Consider the following 20021-nt stretch of genomic DNA (forward strand, 5'->3'; position numbering starts at 1 on the left):
CCGCGTGCAGGATAGCGTCCACCCCATGGCTGCCGCCGAGATCTCTTCGAACGCGGGCGTTCCCCAGGACGGGGCGCGGCCCCTGCACGTGGCGGTCGTCATGGACGGCAACGGCCGCTGGGCCAAGCAGCGCGGCCTGCCGCGGCCGCTCGGCCATCGCGCGGGCGTGGAGGCGCTTCGCCGCACCGTGTCGGCCGCCCCGAAGCTCGGCATCGGCTGGCTGACGGTCTTCGGCTTTTCCACCGAGAACTGGAGCCGACCCGCGGCCGAGGTCGCCGAACTGATGGCGTTGCCCAAGCGCTACTTCGAGAGCGATCTCGCCCGGCTCGAGCGCGAGGGCGTGAGGGTCCGCGTCATCGGGCGGCGCGAAGGCCTGTCGGACGAACTGGTGCGCCTGCTCGAGGACGCCCAGGCGCGGACCGCCCACAACACCGTCTTCAACCTCAACATCGCCTTCAACTACGGCAGCCAGACCGACATCGCCGACGCCGCGCGCCGGTTCGCGGAGGACGTCGCCGCGGGCCGCCGGCAACCCTCGGAGATGAACGAGGCGGTCTTCGCCGGCCTGCTGGCGACCGCCGACTCGCCGCCGCCGGACCTGATCGTGCGGCCGTCGGGCGAGCAGCGGCTCTCCAACTTCCTGCTCTGGGAAGCGGCCTACGCGGAACTCGTGTTCCAGGACGTGCTTTGGCCCGACTATGGGCAGGAGCATCTTGAGGCGGCGCTCGCGGAATTCGCGGCCCGGGATCGGCGCTATGGCGCAATCGCATCCGATGACGTCCTCGCCGCCGGCTAAGCGGTTCGACTGGTCGAACCTCGGCCTGCGCGCGGCGTCGGCCGTGGTGCTGGCGCCTGCCGTGGTCGCGGCCGTCTGGTTCGGCGGCTGGCCCTATCTGGTGATGATCGCCATCGGGGTCGCGCTGCTGGCCATCGAGTGGGGCGGTATGAGCGCGCCGGTGTCGCCCACCCGCGTGGCCGCGGTCGTGGCCGCGGCTGTTCTCATCAGTGTTTTCGTGGGTTACCGCGGGGACTTCGCGTGGGCCTGGGGCGCGATCCTGCTCACCGCCGCGGGCGCGGCCGTCGTGGCCCGGGGGGTCGCAGAGCGGCCGGCGGACGCCGCCTACGGGGTCCTCTACATCGCGCCCGCCGCCCTGTGCCTCGTCTGGCTGCGTCAGACCGATCAGGGACACTGGTGGGTGATGATGCTGTTCGCCGCCACCTGGGCCGCCGACATCGGGGCGTTCCTCGTGGGCAGCGCGCTCAAGGGGCCGAAGCTCTGGCCGCGCTTCTCGCCGAACAAGACGTGGTCCGGCTTCGTGGGCGGCCTGCTGGCGGCCACGGCGGTCGGCGCCATGATGGCGGCCTTGCCGGCCTTCCGTCTGAACCTGCTCGCGGCCGCCTTCGTGGGCCTCGCCGTGGGGCTGGCCACCATGGCCGGGGACCTCTGGGAGTCGGCGATCAAGCGGCGCTTCGGCGTGAAGGACTCGGGCGACCTCATCCCGGGCCACGGCGGCCTTTTGGATCGCGTCGACGGCCTGATGTTCGCCGTGGTGGTCATGGCGCTGGCCCGGCTCGCCAACCAGTGGGGGTGGCATTGAGCCTGCCGCGCAAGGTCAGCATCCTGGGATCCACAGGCTCGATCGGCCTCTCGACGCTGGACCTGTTCGAGCAGGCGCAGGTCGAGGTCGAGATGGTCGCCCTGGCCGCGGGCCGCAACGCCACGCGGCTGGCGGAGCAGGCGCTTCGCTGGCGGCCGCGCATCGCGGTCATCGAGGACGAGGGCGCGCTGCCCGAACTGCGCGAGCGGCTGAAGGGCTCCGGGATCGAGACCGCCGGCGGCGCCGCGGCCGTCCGGGACGCCGCCGCGGCCGACGCCCAGTGGGTGATGTCCGCCATCGTCGGGTTCGCCGGGCTCGCGCCCACGCTGGCCGCCGCGAAGGCCGGGGCGGTGATCGCGCTGGCCAACAAGGAGAGCCTGGTCTGCGCCGGGCCGTCCCTGCTGCGCACCGCGAAGCTGGCGGGCGGGGCCGTCGTTCCGGTGGATTCCGAGCACTCGGCGATCTTCCAGGTTCTGGACCCGGCCGTCGCGGCCCAGGTCTCGCGCCTGATCCTGACCTCGTCGGGCGGACCGTTCCGGAACGCGACCCGCGAGGAGATGGCCGCCGCGACGCCCGAACGGGCCATCGCCCACCCGAACTTCTCGATGGGCGCCAAGATCTCGGTCGACTCGGCCACAATGATGAACAAGGGGCTGGAGGTGATCGAGGCGGCGTACCTGTTCTCGATGCCGGCCGAACGCATCGAGGTCCTGGTGCATCCGGAACAGATCATCCACTCACTGGTGGAGTACGCGGACGGCTCGACCCTGGCGCAGCTCGGCCCGCCCGACATGCGCCCGCCGATCGCCTGCGCCTTCGCCTGGCCCGACCGTCTGCCGTGGCCGGCCCCCAAGCTGGACCTCGTCACGGCGGGCCCGCTGACCTTCCAGCATCCGGACCCGGACAAATTTCCGGCGCTTTCCATCGCCAAGCAGGCGCTGGCGACGGGCGGCCAGGCGCCGGCCGCGATGAATGCGGCCAACGAACGCGCGGTGTCGGCTTTCCTTGACCGACGCATCGCCTTTCTGGATATCCCGAACGTCGTTGCGGAAACGCTGGAGCGCATGGACCGAACCAACGACTTCTCCGCCCTGAACGACGCGGTGGAGAGCGCGCGCGAAACCGATGCGGCCGCCCGCCGCGTGGCGGATGAGGTCGTCCACGACCTCGCCGCGGCCTGAGGAGCCTTCATGCAGATCCTGCAGAGCGTCCTGCTGACCGTCGTTCCCTTCCTGCTGGTGCTGGGCGTGGTGGTGACGGTTCACGAGCTCGGGCACTACCTGGCCGCCAAGTGGCTGGGCACCAAGATCGACCGCTTCTCCATCGGCTTCGGATCGGCCATCGCGCACTGGAAGGACAAGGACGGCGTCGACTGGCGTATCGGCTGGCTGCCGATCGGGGGCTACGTCCGCTTCTCGGGTGACGACAACGCCGCCTCGATCCCCGACGCGGACGACCTCGCCTCGATGCGGCGCGAACTGGTCGAAGCCGGGCGCGGCGCCGAGATCGACCGATACTTCCACTTCAAGCCGATCTGGCAGCGCGCGGTGATCGTCGCTGCAGGTCCCACGGCGAACTTCCTGCTCGCCATCGCCATCTTCGCCACGATCCTGGCCAGCCTCGGCGACATGGTCCTGCCGTTCCGGGCCGAGACCATCGCCCCCGGCAGTCCGGCGGCGGCGGCGGGCTTCCGGCCGGGCGACCGCATCGTGGCCGTCAACGGCCGCGAGATGACGAGCTTCAGCCAGATCGTCCAGGCGATCGAGGTCCGCGGCGGCGTGCCGACCACCTTCGGCGTCATGCGCGGCGAGGAGCGGCTGGTGCTCACCGCGACGCCCCGTTGGCAGGTGAAGGAAGACCGGATCTCGGGCGAGCGCCGGGTCGGCGCCATCGGCATCACGCCGGCCCAGGGCGCCGACGACTACGTGCGCGTGCGCTACGGGCCGATCGAGGCGATCGGCGCGGGCGTGGCCAAGACCTGGGGGGTGCTCGAGACCACGGTCTACTATCTCGGACGCATGATCACCGGCCAGGTGAGCGCGGACGAACTGCGCGGCCCCCTGGGAATCGCCGACGTCACCAAGAAGGTCACCTCCGTGAGCGCGGAAGGGCACACCGACATCGGCGCGATGGTCGCGGCCGCCGCATTCGGTCTCGTCCAGCTGGTGGCGCTGATCTCCGTCAGCATCGGGTTCATGAACCTGCTGCCCGTGCCGGTGCTCGACGGGGGCCATCTCCTGTTCTACGCCTACGAGGCGATCGCGCGGCGCCCTCTTGCCGCCAAGGTTCAGGCTGCAGGATACCGTGTGGGTCTTGCACTGGTTCTCGGTTTGATGTTGTTCGCCACCTGGAACGACTTGCAGCGCCTGCGTGTGTTCAATCTGTTCGGCGGGCTATTCTCCTGAGCCCGATCGTCCCCTCAAACGGCTGATTCGATGCATCAAAACCGCGTACCTTGCGCCGCGCTCGCCACGAGCCTTGCCTTGCTCATGGGGACAGCGGCCGTCGTTGCGCCCGGCGTCGCCGCCGCGCAGCAGCAGCAGGGCGGCGTCGTCCAGCGGATCCTGGTGCAGGGCAACGAGCGGATCGAGCAGTCGACCGTCGTCTCCTACCTCCCGGTGCAGCCGGGTGAGATGGTCGATTCGGCGAAGATGGACCTGGCGCTGAAGGCGCTGTTCCGCACCGACCTGTTCGCCGACGTGAAGGTCGATTTCCAGAACGGCGACCTGATCGTCACCGTCGTCGAGAACCCGATCATCAACCGCGTGATCTTCGAAGGGAACAAGGGGCTCAAGGAAGACAAGCTCCGCGACGAGGTGACCGTCCGCCCGCGGGGGATCTTCACGCGCGCCAAGGCGCAGGGGGACGTCCAGCGGATCGTCGAACTCTATCGCCGCTCGGGCCGCATCTCGGCCACGGTCGAGCCGCAGATCATCGAGCTGCCGCAGAAGCGGGTCGACCTGATCTTCAAGATCGACGAAGGCCCGAAGAGCGGCATCCTCTCGGTCAACTTCCTGGGCAACAAGGCCTTCAGCGACAACGACCTGCGCGACGTGGTCGTGACCGAGGAGAGCCGCTGGTACAAGTTCTTCTCGAACAACGCGAACTACGATCCGGACCGGCTCGAGTACGACAAGGAGCAGCTGCGCAAGCACTACCGCAACCGCGGCTACTACGACTTCCGGGTGTCGTCGGCCGTCGCCGAGCTCGCGCCGGACAAGAACGGCTTCGTGGTGACCTACACGGTCGACGAAGGCCCCCGCTACCGGTTCGGCAAGCTGCAGGTGCAGACCACGCTGCAGAAGCTGGACAAGACCGTGCTCGAGGCCCTGGTGCCGATACGGTCGGGCACGACCTACCAGGACGAGGCGATCGAGCAAGCGACCGACGCGCTGACCTTCGCCGCCGGCGCCGCCGGCTTCGCCTTCGTGGACGTGCGTCCGCGCTACACCCCCGACCGCGCCAAGGGCGTCGTCGACGTCACCTTCGAGGTGAACGAGGGCCCGCGGGTCTACGTCGACCGCATTGACATCGTCGGCAACACCCAGACGCTGGACTACGTCATCCGGCGCGAGATGAGCGTGGTGGAGGGCGACGCCTACAACCGCGCCCTGGTCGACCGCTCGAAGCGGCAGATCCGCGCCCTGGGCTTCTTCAAGGAAGTGGACATCACCGAGGTCCCGGGCTCGGCCCCCGACCGCACGGCGATCCAGGTGAAGGTCGAGGAGCAGCCGACCGGCGAGCTCTCGTTCTCCGCGGGCTACTCGTCCGTGGACCAGCTCGTGCTGGACCTCGGCGTGACACAGCGCAACTTCCGCGGCCGCGGGCAGGACGTGCGGGCGCGCATTTCGGTGGGCTCCCTCCGCCAGCAGATCGACCTCGGCTTCACCGAGCCCCGGTTCCTGGGACGCGACCTGGCGGCGGGCGTGGACCTCTACGCCTACCGCCTCGATTACTCGGACTTCTCGGCCTACAAGACGTCGACCGTCGGCTTCACCCTGCGCGGCAACTTCCCGCTCAGCATCGATAGCCGCGGGGCCGTCCGCTACGTACTGCGGCAGGAAGACATCGACCTCGACGGCTTCTTCTGCGACCCGACGCAGGGACAGGTGCTCTCGACCGCGCTCTGCAGCCAGATCGGCAAGCGCCTGACCTCGCTGGTGGGCTATGGGGCCCGCCTCGATCGTCGCAACGACTACCTGAACCCGACGCGCGGCTTCTACATCGACTTCAACCAGGACCTCGCGGGCCTGGGCGGCGACGTGAACTACGTGCGCACCGACATCGAGGCGGCCTGGTTCCACGGCTTCACCAAGGACTTCATCTTCTCGGTGACCGGATCGGCGGGCTATGTGCTGGGCTGGGCCGGCGACGACGTGCGCATCAACGACCGCTACTACAAGGGCGGCCTGACGTTCCGCGGCTTCGAGACCGCCGGCATCGGCCCGCGGGACATCTCGCTCCAGAGGGCGGACGCGCTCGGCGGCAAGGCCTATGCGATCGGCACCTTCGAGCTGACCGTCCCCACCTTCCTGCCCGAGCAGTACGGGATCAAGGCGGCCCTGTTCACCGACGTCGGCACGCTGGGCAAGCTCGACAAGCGCGACAAGACCTACCAGCCGGGCGACCTCGACTGCCTGCAGCCGAGCATCCCCGATCCGGCGGACCCGACCAAGTTCATCAACAACCCCGCGGTGCCGGGCACGCGCAACGTCTGTATCCGCGACGACCTGTCGCTTCGCGCCTCCGCGGGCGTGAGCGTCTTCTGGAAGTCGCCCATGGGCCCGATCCGCTTCGACTTCAGCCGAATTTTGGCCAAGGAAGACTACGACAGGAAGGAACTCTTCCGGTTCTCCACTTCAACCAGGTTCTAGGAAATCATGACCTTCAAGACCTTCGCCGTGACGAGCGCCGCTGCGGCTCTCGCGATCACGGCATCCTCGGCTGCGGCCCAGCAACAGCCCGCCCGTCCGGCCACGCCGGCTCCGGCGGCTGCGGCCCCGCAGGTGACCCACGGCGCGGCGCCCGCCGGCCTCTGCGTCGTCTCGCCGGAAGGCGTGCTCGCCAACTCGACGGTCGGCAAGTACGTGCAGACGCGCATGCAGCAGCTGGCCGCCCAGGTGAACGCCGAGCTGCAGTCGGAAGGCACGGCCATCGACAACGAGGCCAAGCAGATCGACGCCCAGCGCGCCTCGATCGACCAGAACACCTTCGAGCAGCGCGCCGCCGCCGTGCAGGTGAAGGCCAACGCCTTCGCGCGCAAGCGCCAGCAGCGTGAGAACGAGCTGCAGCTCACCCAGCAGAAGGCCATCAACCGCGTGGGCGAGGAGATGGAGCCGCTGATCCGCCAGGCCTACCAGGCCAAGGGCTGCGGCATGCTCTTCAACCGCCAGGTGATCGTGCTGGCCAACCCGACGACCGACATCACCCCGCAGGTGGTGACCGCGCTGAACGGGAAGATCACCCAGTTCACCTTCGATCGCGAGCGGCTTGACCAGCAAGCGACCCCGGGCGCCGCGCGTCCAGCGGCCGCGCCGGCGCGATAGCAGACGCGCGGGTCGAACTGGCCTATAGCGGCGAAATGCCCGACCCGCGCTTCTTCGAGGACCTGGGACCCGTCCGGCTGGGCGAACTGGCCGCGCTTGCGGGGGCCGAGCTTGCCGATCCGGCCGACGGCGAGCGCATGATCGCGCGGGTGGCGGTGCTGTCCCACGCGGGGCCCGACACGATCACCTTCCTGTCCGATCGGCGCTATGCCGCGGAGCTGGCGCGCGCGCGTCCGGCCGCCTGCGTGCTGCCCAAGGGCGCGGAAGCGCTGGCGCCCGCCGGCTGCGCCGTGCTGACCGCGCCGAACCCGCAGGGCGCCTACGCCCTCGCGGCGGCCAGGCTGCACCGGGCCAGGGGCGGGGGCGCGCAGACGATCGCACCGGACGCCCTGGTCGAGCGCGACGTCGTGCTGGGTCCGGGGGTCGTGGTCGGGCCGGCGGCCCAGATCGGCCGCGGGACGCGCATCGGGGCCAACACCGTCATCGGCCCGGGGGTCGCCATCGGCCGCGACTGCGACATCGGTCCGAACGTCACCATCGGCTTCGCGCTCGTCGGCGACCGGGTGAAGATCCTCGCCGGGGCGACGATCGGCGAGCCCGGCTTCGGCGCGACGGCAGGCCCCAAGGGGCTGATCGACATCCCGCAGCTGGGGCGCGTCATCATCCAGGACGGCGTCTCGATCGGCGCCAACAGCACCATCGATCGGGGCGCCTACGACGACACGGTCATCGGCGAGAACACCAAGATCGACAACCTGGTTCAGATTGCTCACAACGTGCGCGTGGGTCGCAACTGCGTGATGGCGGCCCACACGGGAATCTCGGGCAGTGTCACCATCGGGGACGGAGCCCAGTTCGGCGGCCGCGCCGGTGTGGCCGACCACGTGGTCATCGGGACCGGCGCCCGCGTCGGCGCGGCGGCGGGCGTGATGAAGGACATTCCGGCCGGCGAAACCTGGGGCGGCATGCCGGCGCGCCCGATCCGGCACTGGCTGAAGGAGACGGCCTGGTTGGCCCGGATGGCCAGCCGAGGGGGGAGGGGACCACAATGACGCGCAAGGCGCCCGCGGGCAGCGACCCGACGAAGATCGACATCACCGAGGTGCTGGAGCGGATACCCCACCGGTTCCCGTTCCTGCTCGTCGACCGGTGCGAGGAGTACAAGCAGAACGAGAGCATCGTCGGCATCAAGTGCGTGACGGTGAACGAGCCCTTCTTCCAGGGCCACTTCCCCGACTATCCGGTGATGCCCGGCGTGCTGCTGATCGAGGCCATGGCGCAGACCGGCGCGGTGCTGATGTCCAAGTCGCTCGAGGTCGACACCGAGGGCAAGGCCATCTTCTTCATGAGCGCCGACAACTGCCGCTTCCGGGCGCCCGTCCGGCCGGGCGACGTCGTGCGGATGCACGTGCGCGTGGTCCGGCACCGGGGCGACGTCTTCAAGTTCGCCGGCGAGGCCAAGGTCGACGGCAGGGTCGCCGCCGAGGCCGAGTTCGCCGCCATGGTGGTGGAGACCTGACCGCTTGGCCGTAGAGATCCATCCGACCGCCATCGTCGCCGCAGGCGCCGAACTGGCCGACGGCGTCACCGTCGGCCCCTATTCGATCGTGGGCGAGCACGTCCGCGTGGGACCGCGCACCCAGATCCTGGCCCATGTGGTGATCGAGAACCGCACCACGATCGGCGCGGACTGCTCGGTCCGCAACTTCGCCAACCTCGGCGGGCCGCCGCACCACACGGGCTACAAGGGCGAGCCCACGGAACTGGTCATCGGTGACCGGAACCGCATCTGGGAACACGTCACGATGCACATCGGGGCGCCCGGCGGGGACGGCGTGACGCGCGTCGGCGACGACGGCTTCTTCATGGCCACCAGCCACATCGGCCACGACTGCGTGGTCGGCGACAATGTGGTGCTGGCGCACGGCGCGACGCTGGGCGGGCACACGATCGTGGGCGACTTCGTCACGGTGAGCGGGCTGGCGGCGGTGCACCAGTTCTGCCGCGTGGGACGCTACGCCTTCGTCGGCGGGCTTGCGGCGGTGACCAAGGACGTGATCCCGTACGGCATGGTGTGGGGCAACCACGCCCACCTCGAAGGCCTCAACCTCGTGGGGCTGAAGCGGCGCAACTTCGACCGCGACACCGTGAGCACCCTGCGCTCGGCCTACCGGCTGCTGTTCGCCGAGGAAGGGACCTTCCAGGAGCGGATCGACGACACCGCCGCCGCCTTCGGGCATTCGCCGCCGGTGATGGAGATCATCGACTTCATCCGCGCCGACGCGAACCGGCCGCTCTGCCTGCCGGAGCGGGAACTCTAGGTGCAGAAGCTCGGCCTCATCGCCGGCGGCGGAGGCCTGCCGGTGGAGATCGCCCAGCACTGCGAACGTTCCGGACGTCCGTTCTTCGTCGTCCGCCTGAAGGGCTTCGCCGGCGGGGACCTGGCGGACTACGCCGGGGCCGAGGTTGGGCTGGCCGAGCTGGGCAAGTGCCTGAAGGCCCTGAAGCGCGCGGGCTGTGAGTCGGTCTGCCTGGCGGGAAACGTGGCCCGGCCGGACTTCGCGAGCCTCGTGCCGGACCTGCGCGGCCTCATGCTGCTGCCGCGCGCGGTCGCCGCCGCGCGCAAGGGCGACGACGCGCTGCTGCGCCTCCTGGTGGGCGAGTTCGAGCGGGAAGGCTTCCGTGTCGAGGGCGCCCACGAGGTCATGGACGACCTGACCCTGCCGGCCGGCTACCTGGGCCGGGTGACGGCCGGCGAGGCCGACCTGGCCGATGCGCAACGCGCTGTCGAGGTGGCCCGGGCCGTCGGGCGGCTCGATGTCGGCCAGGCCGCCGTGGTGGCCCACGGGCTCGTGCTCGCCGTCGAGGCGCAGGAGGGAACCGACGCCATGCTCGCCCGCGTGGCGGACCTGCCGGCGCACCTCAGGGGCCGGCCGGGCGCCGGGGCGGGCGTCCTCGCCAAGGCGCCGAAGCCGATCCAGGAGACGCGGGTCGACCTGCCCACGATCGGGCTCGCCACCATTCACGGCGTCGCGCGCGCAGGCCTGGCGGGGATCGTGGGCGAGGCGGGCCGGCTGCTGGTCCTGGACCGCGAGCAGGTGATCGCGCTCGCCGACGACCTGGGCGTCTTCATCCTGGGCGTGGAGCCGGCGCAGGCGCCATGACCGCGCGGCCGCTCACGATCATGCTGGTGGCGGCCGAGGCGTCGGGCGACGACCGCGCCGCGGGGCTCATGCGGGCGCTGAAGCGCCGGCTGGACGGCGCGGTCCGGTTCGTGGGCGTGGGCGGGCAGAGGATGGCCGCCGAGGGGCTGGACAGTCCCTTCGACATCTCCGAACTGTCGATCTTCGGCCTGACGGAGGGCCTCCTGGCCTATCCGAGGGTGGTGCGTCGCGCCGACGAGACCGCCGCCCTGGCGGTGCGGGAGCGGCCGGATGTCGCGGTGCTGGTGGACTCCTGGGGCTTCACCCTGCGCGTGGCCCAGCGCCTGCGCCGCCAGCAGCCGGGACTCCCCCTCGTGAAGTACGTGGCTCCGCAGGTGTGGGCCTCGCGCCCTGGCCGGGCGAGGACCGCGGCGCAGTGGTTCGACCTCCTGCTGACCATCCACACGTTCGACGCGCCGGCCTTCGAGCGCGAGGGCCTGAGGACGGTGTTCGTGGGTGACTCGACCCTGGCCATCGCGTTTTCCGCCGCCGATCCGTCGCGGCTGCGGAACGCGATCGGCGCCGTGCCGGACGATCCGATCCTGCTGGTGCTCCCGGGCAGCCGTCCGTCCGAGATCGAGCGGGTGATGCCGGCGTTCGAGGACGCCGTGGCCCGGCTGCTGGCCGAGCGGCCCGACCTGCACGTCGTCGTCCCGGCCGCGCCGACGGTCGCGGACGCGGTGAAGGCCCGTGTCGCCCTCTGGCCTGGCCGCGCGCACGTGGTCGAGGGCGAGGCCGCCAAGCGGGACGCCATGAAGGCCGCGACGGTGGCGCTGGCCTGCTCGGGCACGGTCACGACGGAACTGGCGTTGGCGGGCTGCCCGATGGTGGTGGCCTATCGCCTGGCGCCGCTGACCTACGCCATCCTGAAGCGTCTCATCCGCACGAATTACGTCACCCTCTTCAACATCGCGGCGCAGGATTTCGTCGCCCCGGAAATGATCCAGGCGGACTGCAACGGCCCGGCCCTGGCGGCGGAGGTCGCGCGACGGCTCGACGATCCCGCCCTGCGCAGGATGCAGGTCGAGCGGCAGAATGCGGCGCTGCTGAAGATGGGGCGGGGCGGGCCGGACCCCAGCGACGCCGCCGCCGACGCGGTCCTGAGCCTGCTGGGCTGACCCGGACGAAGCTGACCCAGATGAAGCCGACCCAGACGAAAGGGGCCGGCCCCTTCCGGGACCGGCCCCCTCGCGATTCCGATGAGCTTGGGCTCAGCGCTTGTCGATCGGCGCGTAGCTGCGCTGCGGAGCGCCCGTGTAGATCTGCCGCGGACGGCCGATCTTCTGGGAGGGATCCTCGATCATCTCCTTCCACTGCGCGATCCAGCCCACAGTGCGGGCCAGGGCGAACAGCACGGTGAACATCTCGGGCGGGAAGCCCAGGGCGCGCAGCGTGATGCCGGAGTAGAAGTCGACGTTCGGGTAGAGCTTGCGCTGGATGAAGAACTCGTCGTTCAGCGCGATCTTCTCGAGCTCCATGGCGACCTGCAGCAGCGGGTCGTTCTCGGCGCCCACCTCCTTCAGGACCTGGTGGCAGGCTTGCTGCATCACCTTCGCGCGCGGGTCGTAGTTCTTGTAGACCCGGTGGCCGAAGCCCATGAGCAGGTAGCGCCGGTCCTTCACGCCCTGGACGAACTCGGGGATCCGGTCGACGGTCCCGATCTCCTTCAGCATGTTGAGCGCTTCTTCGTTCGCGCCGCCGTGCTTGGGGCCCCACAGCGAGGCGATGCCCGCGGCGATGCAGGCGAACGGGTTGGCGCCCGAGGACCCCGCGAGGCGGACGGTCGAGGTCGACGCGTTCTGCTCGTGGTCGGCGTGCAGGATGAAGATGCGGTCCATGGCCGCCGTCAGGACCGGATTGGGCTTCCAGTCCTCGGCCGGCACCGAGAAGCACATGCGCAGGAAGTTCTCCGCATAGGAGAGCTCGTTGCGCGGATACACGAACGGCTGGCCGCGCGAGTACTTGAAGGCGCGCGCCGCGATGGTCGGCATCTTGGCGATCAGCCGGTGCGCGGAGATCATCCGCTGCTCGGGATCGTTGATGTCGGTGCTGTCGTGGTAGAAGGCCGACATGGCGCCCACGGCGCCCGTCATGATGGCCATCGGGTGAGCGTCCCGACGGAAGCCGTTGAAGAAGCGGTCGAACTGCTCGTGGACCATGGTGTGGTACACGATGTTCTTCTCGAACTGGGCGAACTCGCCCGCGTTCGGAAGCTCGCCGTGGAGCAGCAGGTAGCAGACCTCGAGGAAGCTGGACTTCTCGGCCAGCTCGTCGATGGGATAGCCGCGGTGCAGCAGCACGCCCTTGTCGCCGTCGATGAAGGTGATCTTGCTCTCGCAAGAGGCGGTCGACGTGAAGCCCGGGTCATAGGTGAAGACGTCAGCGTCGCCGTAGAGCTTGCGGATGTCGATCACCGCGGGCCCGTCCGTGCCCCGCAGCACTGGCAACTCGACTGTCTTGCCGTCGATTTGGACCTTCGCCGTTTCGCCCATGAGACCCCCTTCGCGGCTGCGAGATGAAACACTCGTTCGAGGGCTTATACCTCTTTACGCGAGGAGCGAAAGCGCATCGTCGATGCGCCCTAGGCTCTCCTCGCGGCCGAGCGCGGTCATGGCCCCGGCAAGGTCCGGAGCCGGCGCGCCGCCGGACAGGACAGAGCGGAGCTGCGGGCCGAACTTGCCGAGCCCGATCCCCTGCGATTCCGCGAAGTTGCGCAGGCATCCTTCGAGCGTGGGGACGTCCCAGGCCGGCGATGCGGCGAGCGCGGCCCGCAATGCCTGAAAGCGCGCCGCCATCTCGGGCTCGGCGAGCTGGCTCCGGGTCTTCTCCGGCAGTTCGAGAGGCCGCGCCTTGAGGGCGAACACGACCGCGTCGGCGAGGTCGAGGGTGGTCTTGGCGCCGTCCCGCACGAACGGAATGGTCTGGGCGATCAGCGTGTCGTCCCCGGCCCGCAGTCGCACGTCCCGGCTCTCCAGGACCTTGCGCACGAGGCCGGCCAGGCGAACCGGGTCGGCCTGACGGATGTAGTGGTTGTTGAGGTGGTTCAGCTTGTCCCAGTCCAGGCGGGCGGGCGCGCTGACGACGTCCTTGATGTCGAACCACGCGGCGGCCTCGGCGTCCGAGAAGATCTCGTCGTCGCCATGCCCCCAGCCCAGCTTGGCCAGGTAGTTCCGCATGGCTTCCGGCAGGTAGCCCATGTCGTCGAACTCGCTCACGGCCTGCGAGCCGTGGCGCTTGGAGAGCTTCTTGCCGTCCGGGCCGTTGATCATCGGCAGGTGCGCCCAGGCCGGAACCTCCCAGCCGAGGCCCTGGTAGATCAGCGTCTGTCGCGCGGCGTTGTTGAGATGGTCGTCGCCCCGGATCACGTGCGTGATCCCCATGTCGTGGTCGTCCACCACGACGGCGAGGTTGTAGGTCGGCGTGCCGTCGGTGCGCAGGAGGATGAGGTCGTCCAGCGTGCGGTTCTCGAACCGGATCAGGCCCTTCACCTGATCGTCCACCACGGTCTCGCCGTCCTGCGGCGCCTTCAGGCGCACGACGAACGGGCGGTCGGGGGCGTCGTTGGGCGACAGGTCCCGCCAGGGGGAGCGGATCACGCGCCCTTCGGCCCGCGCCACCTCGCGCTCGGCCTCCAGCTCCTCGGGCGTCATGTAGTCGCGATAGGCGGCGCCGCGGGAGAGCATCTCGTCCACGACCGCCCGATGCCGGTCGGCGCGCGCGAACTGGAACACCGGGGTCTCGTCCGGCTCCAGCCCGAGCCACGTCAGGCCGTCGAAGATCACCTGGACGGCGGCGTCGGTGGAACGCTCGCGGTCCGTGTCCTCGATGCGCAGCAGGAACTTCCCGCCCGTGTGACGGGCATACAGCCAGTTGAAAAGCGCCACCCTGGCCGTGCCAATGTGCATCATGCCGGTAGGCGAAGGGGCGATCCTGGTGCGGACGGGACGGTCTGACATCGAACTCGAGGGGATAGGGGAGGGGCTGGCCTCGACGGCGGCGGCGCCTCTTAACACGCGCGTTCCGCGGCTTCCTAGCCTGGGACGCATCCGGGCCTGGGTCGCCACGCAGGTGGAGCAGCAGGCCGATCGGTGGACTCTGTGGGCGCCGGTGGCCTTCGGACTCGGCTGCAGCCTCTATTTCGCACTGATGCGCGAGCCGCAGGCGTGGGTCGCCTGGCTCCTGTTGCTCGTGTCGGCGCTGCTGCTGGGCGCGACGCGCTGGAGCTACTGGCGCGCCGCGACCATGGCGCTGGTCCTGAGCGCCGGCGTGGCGGGGGGCTTCGCCGTGGCCAAGCTGCGGGCGGAGGCCGTCAAGGCCCCTGTCGCCCAAGCTGGCGCTCGGCCCCAATGGGTGGACGCCTGGGTTGTCGATGTGGCCGCGCCGGGCGAGGGCGGACAGCGTCTCCTGCTGGCGCCGACGCGCGTCGGCGGCTGGGACGCCGAGGCGACGCCGATCCGCGTCCGGGTGACGCCGAAGCCCGGCGCGGCGTTGCCGGCGCCCGGGGAGTCGGTGCGGCTGCTGGCGATCCTCAATCCGCCTCCGCCGCCGGCAAGCCCGGGCGCCTACGACTTCGCCCGCGACGCCTACTTCGAGAGCGTCGGCGCGGTCGGCCTCGCGCTGCGCGCCCCCGAGGCCACGACGCCTCCGGCCGAGCCGCCCTGGCGGCTTGCCCTGGCGATGCGGGTCAACGCCGTGCGCTGGGATCTCACCCGCCGGATCGTGGAGGCGCTCGGGCCCGAGACCGGGGGGCTCGCCGCGGCGATGACGACGGGCCACGAGGCCTTCATTCCGAAGGAGCAGGTGGAGAACCTGCGGGCCGCCGGGCTTGCGCACATCGTCTCGATCAGCGGCCTGCACATGGCCATCGTCGGCGGCTTCGCCTTCGGGCTCGCGCGGCTGCTGATCGCCGCTTGGCCGTGGCTGGCGCTGCGCGTGCACGGCAAGAAGGCGGCCGCGCTGTTCGGCCTCGCGGCCGTCGCCGGATACCTGGTGCTCTCCGGAGCGCCGCCGCCCGCCGAACGGGCCGCCATCACCGCCGCGGTGGCGTTCGCGGCGATCCTGGCCGACCGTCAGGCGATCAGCCTCCACGCCCTGGCGCTGGCCGCCCTGGGCGTCCTGCTGCTCCAGCCGGAAGCGGTGACCGAGCCCGGCTTCCAGATGTCGTTCGCGGCCACCGCGGCCCTGGTGGCCCTGGCCGAGATCTGGCCGCGGCCGGTGAAGGAGATCCAGGCGCCCTGGGCGATCCGGGCGTTTCAGGCCGCGGTCACCTGGACCGCCGCGAGCATCGCCGTGAGCTTCGTCGCGGGACTGGCCACGGGCCCGTTCGCGATCCAGCACTTCAATCGGGTCTCGACATGGGGCCTCTTCGCCAATCTCGCCGTGGCGCCGATCTCCTCGTTCCTGATGATGCCCGGCCTGGCGCTGGGGGCGGCCCTGACGCCCCTGGGACTGGGTCAGGCGCCCCTGGAACTGGCCGGCTGGTCCATCGGGCTGATGAACCAGGTGGCCGCCTGGGCGGCCCGCGCCCCGGCGGCGGAGATCCTCGTCCCGAGCGCGCCGGCCTGGGTGCTGCCGGCCAGCTTCCTGGGCCTGCTGTTCACATGCCTGTGGCGGGGTTCGCTGCGATGGATCGGCGTTCCGCTGGCCATGGCGGTGCTCTGGGCCCCCCGACCCGCGGCGCCCGACGTCTGGGTCGCCGCGGACGGCGCCGCCGTCGCCGTGCGGGACGGGCGCCAGGCCGTCCTGCTCCGGCCCGACGCGAAGCTGTTCGGCGCCGAGTTCTGGGCGCGCCGGCGTGGACTGGCCGCCGTGATCAGCGAGGACGAGCGCGACCGCCGCTTCGCGTGCGATCGCTGGAGCTGCGCGCCCGCGGCGGGGGCGCCGATACGCCTGGCCGCCGCCTGGAACCTGCGCCGCCCGCTGAAGGCCGGCCGACTGGAGGCGCTCTGCGCCGCCGCCGACATCGTCGTCCTGCGCAACGATTTCCGGCCTCAGGACTGCGCCGCGCCGCTCGTGCTCACGGGCAGGGACTTCGCGAAGGGCGGGTCGGCCGAGATCTACCGGGAGCGGAACGGCTGGCGCGTGGCGTGGGCCCAGGACCTGCGCGGCCGGCGGCCCTGGACCTGGGGGTTCGACCCGCGATGATGTTCGCCAGGCCGCTTCGCGCCCGGATCCGGGCGGGGGAGATCACCTCCAGCGTCCGGCTGTGGCTCACGCCCCGCGTGAAGGTCGGCGGACGCTACCCGCTCCTGGACGGCTTCGTCGAGGTGACGCGGCTGCAGGAGGTTGACCTCGCCGACATCACCGACGCGATCGCGCGGGCCGGCGGCTTCGCGGACGTCGAGGACCTCATGAAAACCGCCCGCCACGGGCTTGGCGAGCGGGTCTTCATCGTCGATTTCGTGTTCGTGCCCGCCCGAGCGGGCAGGATAGCCTAGTGGTAGCGGCGGATCAGGCCGACCAGCTTGCCCTGCACCGACACCCGATCGGGGCCGAAGATGCGGGTCTCGTAGGCCGGGTTCGCCGCCTCGAGGGCCACCGAGGCGCCCTTCTTGCGCAGGCGCTTCAGGGTTGCTTCCTCGCCGTCGACCAGGGCCACGACGATGTCGCCCGAGACCGCCGTGTCGGTTCGGCGGATGACCACGAAGTCGCCGTCGAGGATGCCGGCGTTGATCATCGAGTCCCCGGCGATCTCGAGCACGAAGTGCTCGCCGGCCCCGAGGATGGTCTCGGGCACGGGAATGCGGTCCTTCTCCTGCTGGATCGCCTCGATCGGCGTGCCGGCCGCGATGCGGCCCAGGATGGGAAGTTCGCGGGTGTCGTTGGCGACGGCGGGCATGGCGCTGCCGGCGTCCACCAACTGCGGCTTGAAGGGCGCGCGTCCCTTGGGCGGCGCCGCCGCGGTGGCCTGCTGCGGGAGCTTGACCACCTCCAGGGCCCGGGCCCGGTGCGGCAGCCGCCGAAGGAAGCCGCGCTCCTCCAGCGCGGTAATCAGGCGATGGATGCCCGACTTCGACGCGAGATCGAGCGCCTCTTTCATCTCGTCAAAGGACGGGGAAACACCCGTTTCCTTGATGCGCTCATGGATGAACATGAGCAATTCGTGCTGCTTGCGGGTGAGCATCTCGGGCCCTCGTAGAACAAACCGCCAACTTCTGAGGATGTTCTCTAGGTGTTCCGCGTTAATGTCAAGTTACGCGGCGAGGCTCTGAAACTCTTCGGGAATTTGCGGCGTCAGGCGGGAATCAGCCGCCCAGCAACGCGCGAGTCGCCGCGGTGACGTCGGCCTGCCGCATCAGGCTCTCGCCCACCAGCATGGCCTTGGCGCCGGACCGCTCCAGGCGGGCGGCGTCGTCGGCGCCGAAGATCCCGCTCTCGGTGACCAGCAGAGCATCGGCGGGCGCAGCGGCGGCGAGGCGCTCGGTCACGGCGAGGTCGGTGACGAAGGTGCGTAGGTCGCGGTTGTTGACGCCGACGAGGTCGGCGCCCAGGGCGCCGGCGCGGGCCATCTCGGCCTCGTCGTGCACCTCGACCAGGGCGTCCATCCCGAGCCGCCGCGCCTCGGCCATCAGGTCGGCCGCGAGCGCGTCGTCCACCATGGCCAGGATGACGAGGATGGCGTCCGCGCCCAGCGCCCGGCTCTCGGCGACCTGCCACGGATCGACGAGGAACTCCTTGCGCAGGCAGGGCAGGGCCGTCGCCTCGCGGGCGACGGCGAGGTAGGCGTCCGCGCCCTGGAAGCTGGGGCCGTCGGTGAGGACGGACAGGCAGGCCGCGCCGCCGGCCTCGTAGGCGCGGGCGAGAGCCGGCGGGTCGAAGTCGGCGCGGATCAAGCCCTTGGAGGGCGAGGCCTTCTTGATCTCGGCGATCAGGGCGAGGCGTCCGGGCGCATGGCCGCGCTCGAGGGCGGCCCGGAAGCCGCGCGGGGGACCGGGCGCGCGGCCGGGGTCGGCGGGACCGGCGGCCTTCCGCGCGGCGACCTCCTCGCGCTTGTAGGCCGAGATCTTCTGCAGGATGTCGCCCATCAGCCGTCCAGCGAGCGCGGGGCGATGGCGACGAGCCTGTCCAGCGCGGTCTGGGCCCGGCCATCGTCGATGACCCGCCCCGCGAGCTCGACGCCCTCGCGCAGGGTTTCCACCTTCTCGCCCACGAGGAAGGCCGCTGCGGCGTTGAGCAGGACGATGTCGCGGTAGGGGCCCGGCTCGCCCTTGAGCAGCCGGCGCAGCGCCTCGGCGTTCTCGGCCGGCGTGCCGCCCGTCAGGTCGGCCAGAGCCGCGCGCTTCAGTCCCACGGCCTCCGGGGTGACGGTGAAGAGCCGCACCTGGCCCTCGCGGAACTCGGCCACGCTCGTCTCGCCGGTCGTGGTCATCTCGTCCATGCCGCCGCCGTGGACGACCCAAGCCCGTTCCGACCCCAGGGCGCCCAGCACCTGCGCCAGCGGCGCGACCCAGCGCTCGGCGAAGACGCCCACGACCTGCCGCTTCGCGCCGGCGGGGTTGGTGAGCGGACCCAGCAGGTTGAAGATGGTGCGGAAGCCGAGCTGCGCGCGGAGCGGCGAGACGTGCCGCATCGCGCCGTGGTGCGCCGGAGCGTACAGGAAGCAGATGTTGGCCTCGTCCAGCGCCTTCTGCTGGCGCTCCAGGCCGGCGTCGATGGCCACGCCGAGTTCGGAGAGCACGTCGGCGCCGCCGGATTTCGAGGTCAGGGCCCGGTTGCCGTGCTTGGCGACCTTCAGCCCGCCCCCGGCCGCCACGAACGCCACGGCGGTCGAGATGTTGAGGGTGTGCAGGCCGTCGCCGCCGGTCCCGCAGACGTCGATGACGGGGTAGGGCGGTTCGAGGTGGATGGCCGCCTTGCGCATGGCCCGCGCGCAGGCCGCGATCTCGCCCAGCGTCTCGCCCCGCATCCGCATGGCGGTCAGGGCCGCGCCGACCTGAGCCGGCGTCGGCTCGCCCCTCAGGCAGGCGGCGAAGAAGTCCTGCGCATCGTCCTCGGACAGGGTCGCGCCGTCGGCGAGGCGCATGAGCAGCGGCTTGAAGGCGTCGGACATGGGCGGAAGCTCAGACCTGCGCGATCCGCCTGACGCCGGCCAGGTCGAGGAAGTTGCCGAGCAGCTCGTGCCCGCATTCGGTCGCGATCGACTCGGGGTGGAACTGGACGCCGTGAATCGGGCGCGTGCGGTGCTGCACGCCCATGATCTCGCCGTCCTCGGTCCAGGCGGTCTTTTCCAGGACCTGCGGCAGAACGTCCTCCTGCACCGACAGCGAGTGGTAACGGGTGGCGGTGAAAGGGTTCTTCAACCCGGCGAACACACCCGTGCCGAGATGATGGATGAGGCTGGTCTTGCCATGCATGAGCGCGCGCGCCCGCACGACGGTCCCGCCGAAGGACTGGCCGATCGCCTGGTGGCCCAGGCACACGCCCAGGATCGGCAGGTTCTCCGGCGCCTGGGCGATCAGGTCGAGGCAGATGCCGGCCTCGTTCGGGGTGCACGGGCCGGGGCTCAACAGCACCGCTTCCGGCCGCAGGCCCAGCGCCTCGTCGACGGTGAGCGCGTCATTGCGGTGGACGAGCGTCTCCGCCCCCAGCTCGTTCAGGTAGTGAACGAGGTTGTAGGTGAAGCTGTCGTAGTTATCGACGACCAGGATCATGCAGGCTCCATAGGCTTTGCCGCG

19 protein-coding genes are annotated in these 20021 nt (G+C 70.6%); 13 read left to right on the top strand and 6 right to left on the bottom strand.

Annotated features, from left to right (window positions below):
* The first annotated feature begins 25 nt into the window (after positions 1–25).
* The 11 genes from uppS to lpxB all read left to right on the top strand — a co-directional run bounded on the left by uppS (position 26) and on the right by lpxB (position 11465).
* A complete protein-coding gene (uppS, locus tag JNK30_RS02155; RefSeq protein WP_293479720.1) occupies positions 26–796 on the top strand; it encodes a polyprenyl diphosphate synthase in 771 nt (256 codons plus the stop codon).
* Positions 774–1598, top strand: a complete 825-nt coding sequence (locus JNK30_RS02160) for a CDP-archaeol synthase (RefSeq protein WP_293479722.1) — start codon at positions 774–776, stop codon at positions 1596–1598. Before uppS ends, JNK30_RS02160 begins: the two co-directional genes overlap by 23 nt.
* The gene (gene dxr / locus JNK30_RS02165; protein ID WP_293479724.1) at positions 1583–2779 is read left to right on the top strand and encodes a 1-deoxy-D-xylulose-5-phosphate reductoisomerase; all 1197 of its coding nucleotides are present in this window, start codon (positions 1583–1585) and stop codon (positions 2777–2779) included. Before JNK30_RS02160 ends, dxr begins: the two co-directional genes overlap by 16 nt.
* 9 nt (positions 2780–2788) lie before the next feature.
* The gene (gene rseP, locus JNK30_RS02170) at positions 2789–4003 is read left to right on the top strand and encodes an RIP metalloprotease RseP (RefSeq protein WP_293479726.1); all 1215 of its coding nucleotides are present in this window, start codon (positions 2789–2791) and stop codon (positions 4001–4003) included.
* An 84-nt stretch (positions 4004–4087) separates the two neighbouring features.
* Complete coding sequence (gene bamA, locus JNK30_RS02175; protein WP_293479894.1) at positions 4088–6472, top strand: outer membrane protein assembly factor BamA; 2385 nt, start codon at positions 4088–4090, stop codon at positions 6470–6472.
* A gap of 6 nt (positions 6473–6478) precedes the next feature.
* Complete coding sequence (locus JNK30_RS02180; protein ID WP_293479728.1) at positions 6479–7144, top strand: OmpH family outer membrane protein; 666 nt, start codon at positions 6479–6481, stop codon at positions 7142–7144.
* Positions 7145–7179: 35 nt separating this feature from the next.
* Positions 7180–8196 (top strand): UDP-3-O-(3-hydroxymyristoyl)glucosamine N-acyltransferase, encoded by a 1017-nt coding sequence (lpxD, locus tag JNK30_RS02185; RefSeq protein WP_293479730.1) that lies wholly within the window; start codon positions 7180–7182, stop codon positions 8194–8196.
* Positions 8193–8663 (top strand): 3-hydroxyacyl-ACP dehydratase FabZ, encoded by a 471-nt coding sequence (gene fabZ, locus JNK30_RS02190; RefSeq protein ID WP_293479731.1) that lies wholly within the window; start codon positions 8193–8195, stop codon positions 8661–8663. The genes lpxD and fabZ overlap by 4 nt, the downstream gene beginning before the upstream one ends.
* Positions 8664–8667: 4 nt before the next feature.
* The gene (gene lpxA / locus JNK30_RS02195; protein WP_293479733.1) at positions 8668–9465 is read left to right on the top strand and encodes an acyl-ACP--UDP-N-acetylglucosamine O-acyltransferase; all 798 of its coding nucleotides are present in this window, start codon (positions 8668–8670) and stop codon (positions 9463–9465) included.
* Positions 9466–10308, top strand: a complete 843-nt coding sequence (locus tag JNK30_RS02200; protein WP_293479734.1) for an LpxI family protein — start codon at positions 9466–9468, stop codon at positions 10306–10308.
* Positions 10305–11465, top strand: coding sequence for a lipid-A-disaccharide synthase (gene lpxB / locus JNK30_RS02205; protein ID WP_293479736.1), 1161 nt, complete (start codon positions 10305–10307; stop codon positions 11463–11465). Before JNK30_RS02200 ends, lpxB begins: the two co-directional genes overlap by 4 nt.
* Positions 11466–11558: 93 nt before the next feature.
* Here lpxB and gltA read toward each other — a convergent pair whose 3' ends face one another.
* On the bottom strand, positions 11559–12839 hold the full coding sequence (gene gltA / locus JNK30_RS02210) for a citrate synthase (protein WP_293479738.1): 1281 nt from the start codon (positions 12837–12839) through the stop codon (positions 11559–11561).
* A gap of 54 nt (positions 12840–12893) precedes the next feature.
* The gene (gene gltX / locus JNK30_RS02215) at positions 12894–14303 is read right to left on the bottom strand and encodes a glutamate--tRNA ligase (protein WP_293479740.1); all 1410 of its coding nucleotides are present in this window, start codon (positions 14301–14303) and stop codon (positions 12894–12896) included.
* Between gltX and JNK30_RS02220 the strand changes: the two genes are divergently transcribed.
* Together JNK30_RS02220 and JNK30_RS02225 are read left to right on the top strand one after the other, a co-directional pair.
* Entirely contained in the window at positions 14254–16491 is a 2238-nt protein-coding gene (locus JNK30_RS02220) for a ComEC/Rec2 family competence protein (protein WP_293479742.1), read from the top strand. The genes gltX and JNK30_RS02220 overlap by 50 nt on opposite strands.
* Positions 16488–16784, top strand: a complete 297-nt coding sequence (locus JNK30_RS02225; protein ID WP_293479744.1) for an ASCH domain-containing protein — start codon at positions 16488–16490, stop codon at positions 16782–16784. Before JNK30_RS02220 ends, JNK30_RS02225 begins: the two co-directional genes overlap by 4 nt.
* On the opposite strand, the gene lexA is transcribed toward JNK30_RS02225, so the two are convergent.
* The 4 genes from lexA to JNK30_RS02245 form a co-directional block, all read right to left on the bottom strand.
* Positions 16781–17470 (bottom strand): transcriptional repressor LexA, encoded by a 690-nt coding sequence (lexA, locus tag JNK30_RS02230; protein ID WP_293479746.1) that lies wholly within the window; start codon positions 17468–17470, stop codon positions 16781–16783. The genes JNK30_RS02225 and lexA overlap by 4 nt on opposite strands.
* Positions 17471–17591: 121 nt before the next feature.
* Positions 17592–18371 carry an indole-3-glycerol phosphate synthase TrpC gene (trpC, locus tag JNK30_RS02235; protein WP_293479748.1) on the bottom strand — a complete coding sequence of 260 codons (780 nt, stop codon included), beginning with the start codon at positions 18369–18371 and terminating at the stop codon, positions 17592–17594.
* The gene (gene trpD / locus JNK30_RS02240; protein WP_293479750.1) at positions 18371–19396 is read right to left on the bottom strand and encodes an anthranilate phosphoribosyltransferase; all 1026 of its coding nucleotides are present in this window, start codon (positions 19394–19396) and stop codon (positions 18371–18373) included. The genes trpC and trpD overlap by 1 nt, the downstream gene beginning before the upstream one ends.
* 10 nt (positions 19397–19406) lie before the next feature.
* Positions 19407–19997: an aminodeoxychorismate/anthranilate synthase component II gene (locus JNK30_RS02245; RefSeq protein ID WP_293479752.1), complete on the bottom strand. Its 591-nt coding sequence runs from the start codon at positions 19995–19997 to the stop codon at positions 19407–19409.
* Positions 19998–20021 lie beyond the last annotated feature (24 nt).

Origin of the sequence: Phenylobacterium sp. (assembly GCF_016793225.1) — a bacterium.
In the GTDB taxonomy this organism is placed as follows: Bacteria; Pseudomonadota; Alphaproteobacteria; order Caulobacterales; family Caulobacteraceae; genus Phenylobacterium.

Excerpts from the sequence above, each read along its gene's own strand:
- uppS (WP_293479720.1), top strand. The coding sequence starts at position 26 with ATGGCTGCCGCCGAGATCTCTTCGAACGCGGGCGTTCCCCAGGACGGG.
- JNK30_RS02160 (WP_293479722.1), top strand. The coding sequence starts at position 774 with ATGACGTCCTCGCCGCCGGCTAAGCGGTTCGACTGGTCGAACCTCGGC.
- rseP (WP_293479726.1), top strand. The coding sequence starts at position 2,789 with ATGCAGATCCTGCAGAGCGTCCTGCTGACCGTCGTTCCCTTCCTGCTG.
- bamA (WP_293479894.1), top strand. The coding sequence starts at position 4,088 with ATGGGGACAGCGGCCGTCGTTGCGCCCGGCGTCGCCGCCGCGCAGCAG.
- JNK30_RS02180 (WP_293479728.1), top strand. The coding sequence starts at position 6,479 with ATGACCTTCAAGACCTTCGCCGTGACGAGCGCCGCTGCGGCTCTCGCG.
- lpxD (WP_293479730.1), top strand. The coding sequence starts at position 7,180 with ATGCCCGACCCGCGCTTCTTCGAGGACCTGGGACCCGTCCGGCTGGGC.
- fabZ (WP_293479731.1), top strand. The coding sequence starts at position 8,193 with ATGACGCGCAAGGCGCCCGCGGGCAGCGACCCGACGAAGATCGACATC.
- lpxB (WP_293479736.1), top strand. The coding sequence starts at position 10,305 with ATGACCGCGCGGCCGCTCACGATCATGCTGGTGGCGGCCGAGGCGTCG.
- gltA (WP_293479738.1), bottom strand. The coding sequence starts at position 12,839 with ATGGGCGAAACGGCGAAGGTCCAAATCGACGGCAAGACAGTCGAGTTG.
- JNK30_RS02220 (WP_293479742.1), top strand. The coding sequence starts at position 14,254 with ATGCCGGTAGGCGAAGGGGCGATCCTGGTGCGGACGGGACGGTCTGAC.
- gltX (WP_293479740.1), bottom strand. The coding sequence starts at position 14,303 with ATGTCAGACCGTCCCGTCCGCACCAGGATCGCCCCTTCGCCTACCGGC.
- JNK30_RS02225 (WP_293479744.1), top strand. The coding sequence starts at position 16,488 with ATGATGTTCGCCAGGCCGCTTCGCGCCCGGATCCGGGCGGGGGAGATC.
- lexA (WP_293479746.1), bottom strand. The coding sequence starts at position 17,470 with ATGCTCACCCGCAAGCAGCACGAATTGCTCATGTTCATCCATGAGCGC.
- trpC (WP_293479748.1), bottom strand. The coding sequence starts at position 18,371 with ATGGGCGACATCCTGCAGAAGATCTCGGCCTACAAGCGCGAGGAGGTC.
- trpD (WP_293479750.1), bottom strand. The coding sequence starts at position 19,396 with ATGTCCGACGCCTTCAAGCCGCTGCTCATGCGCCTCGCCGACGGCGCG.
- JNK30_RS02245 (WP_293479752.1), bottom strand. The coding sequence starts at position 19,997 with ATGATCCTGGTCGTCGATAACTACGACAGCTTCACCTACAACCTCGTT.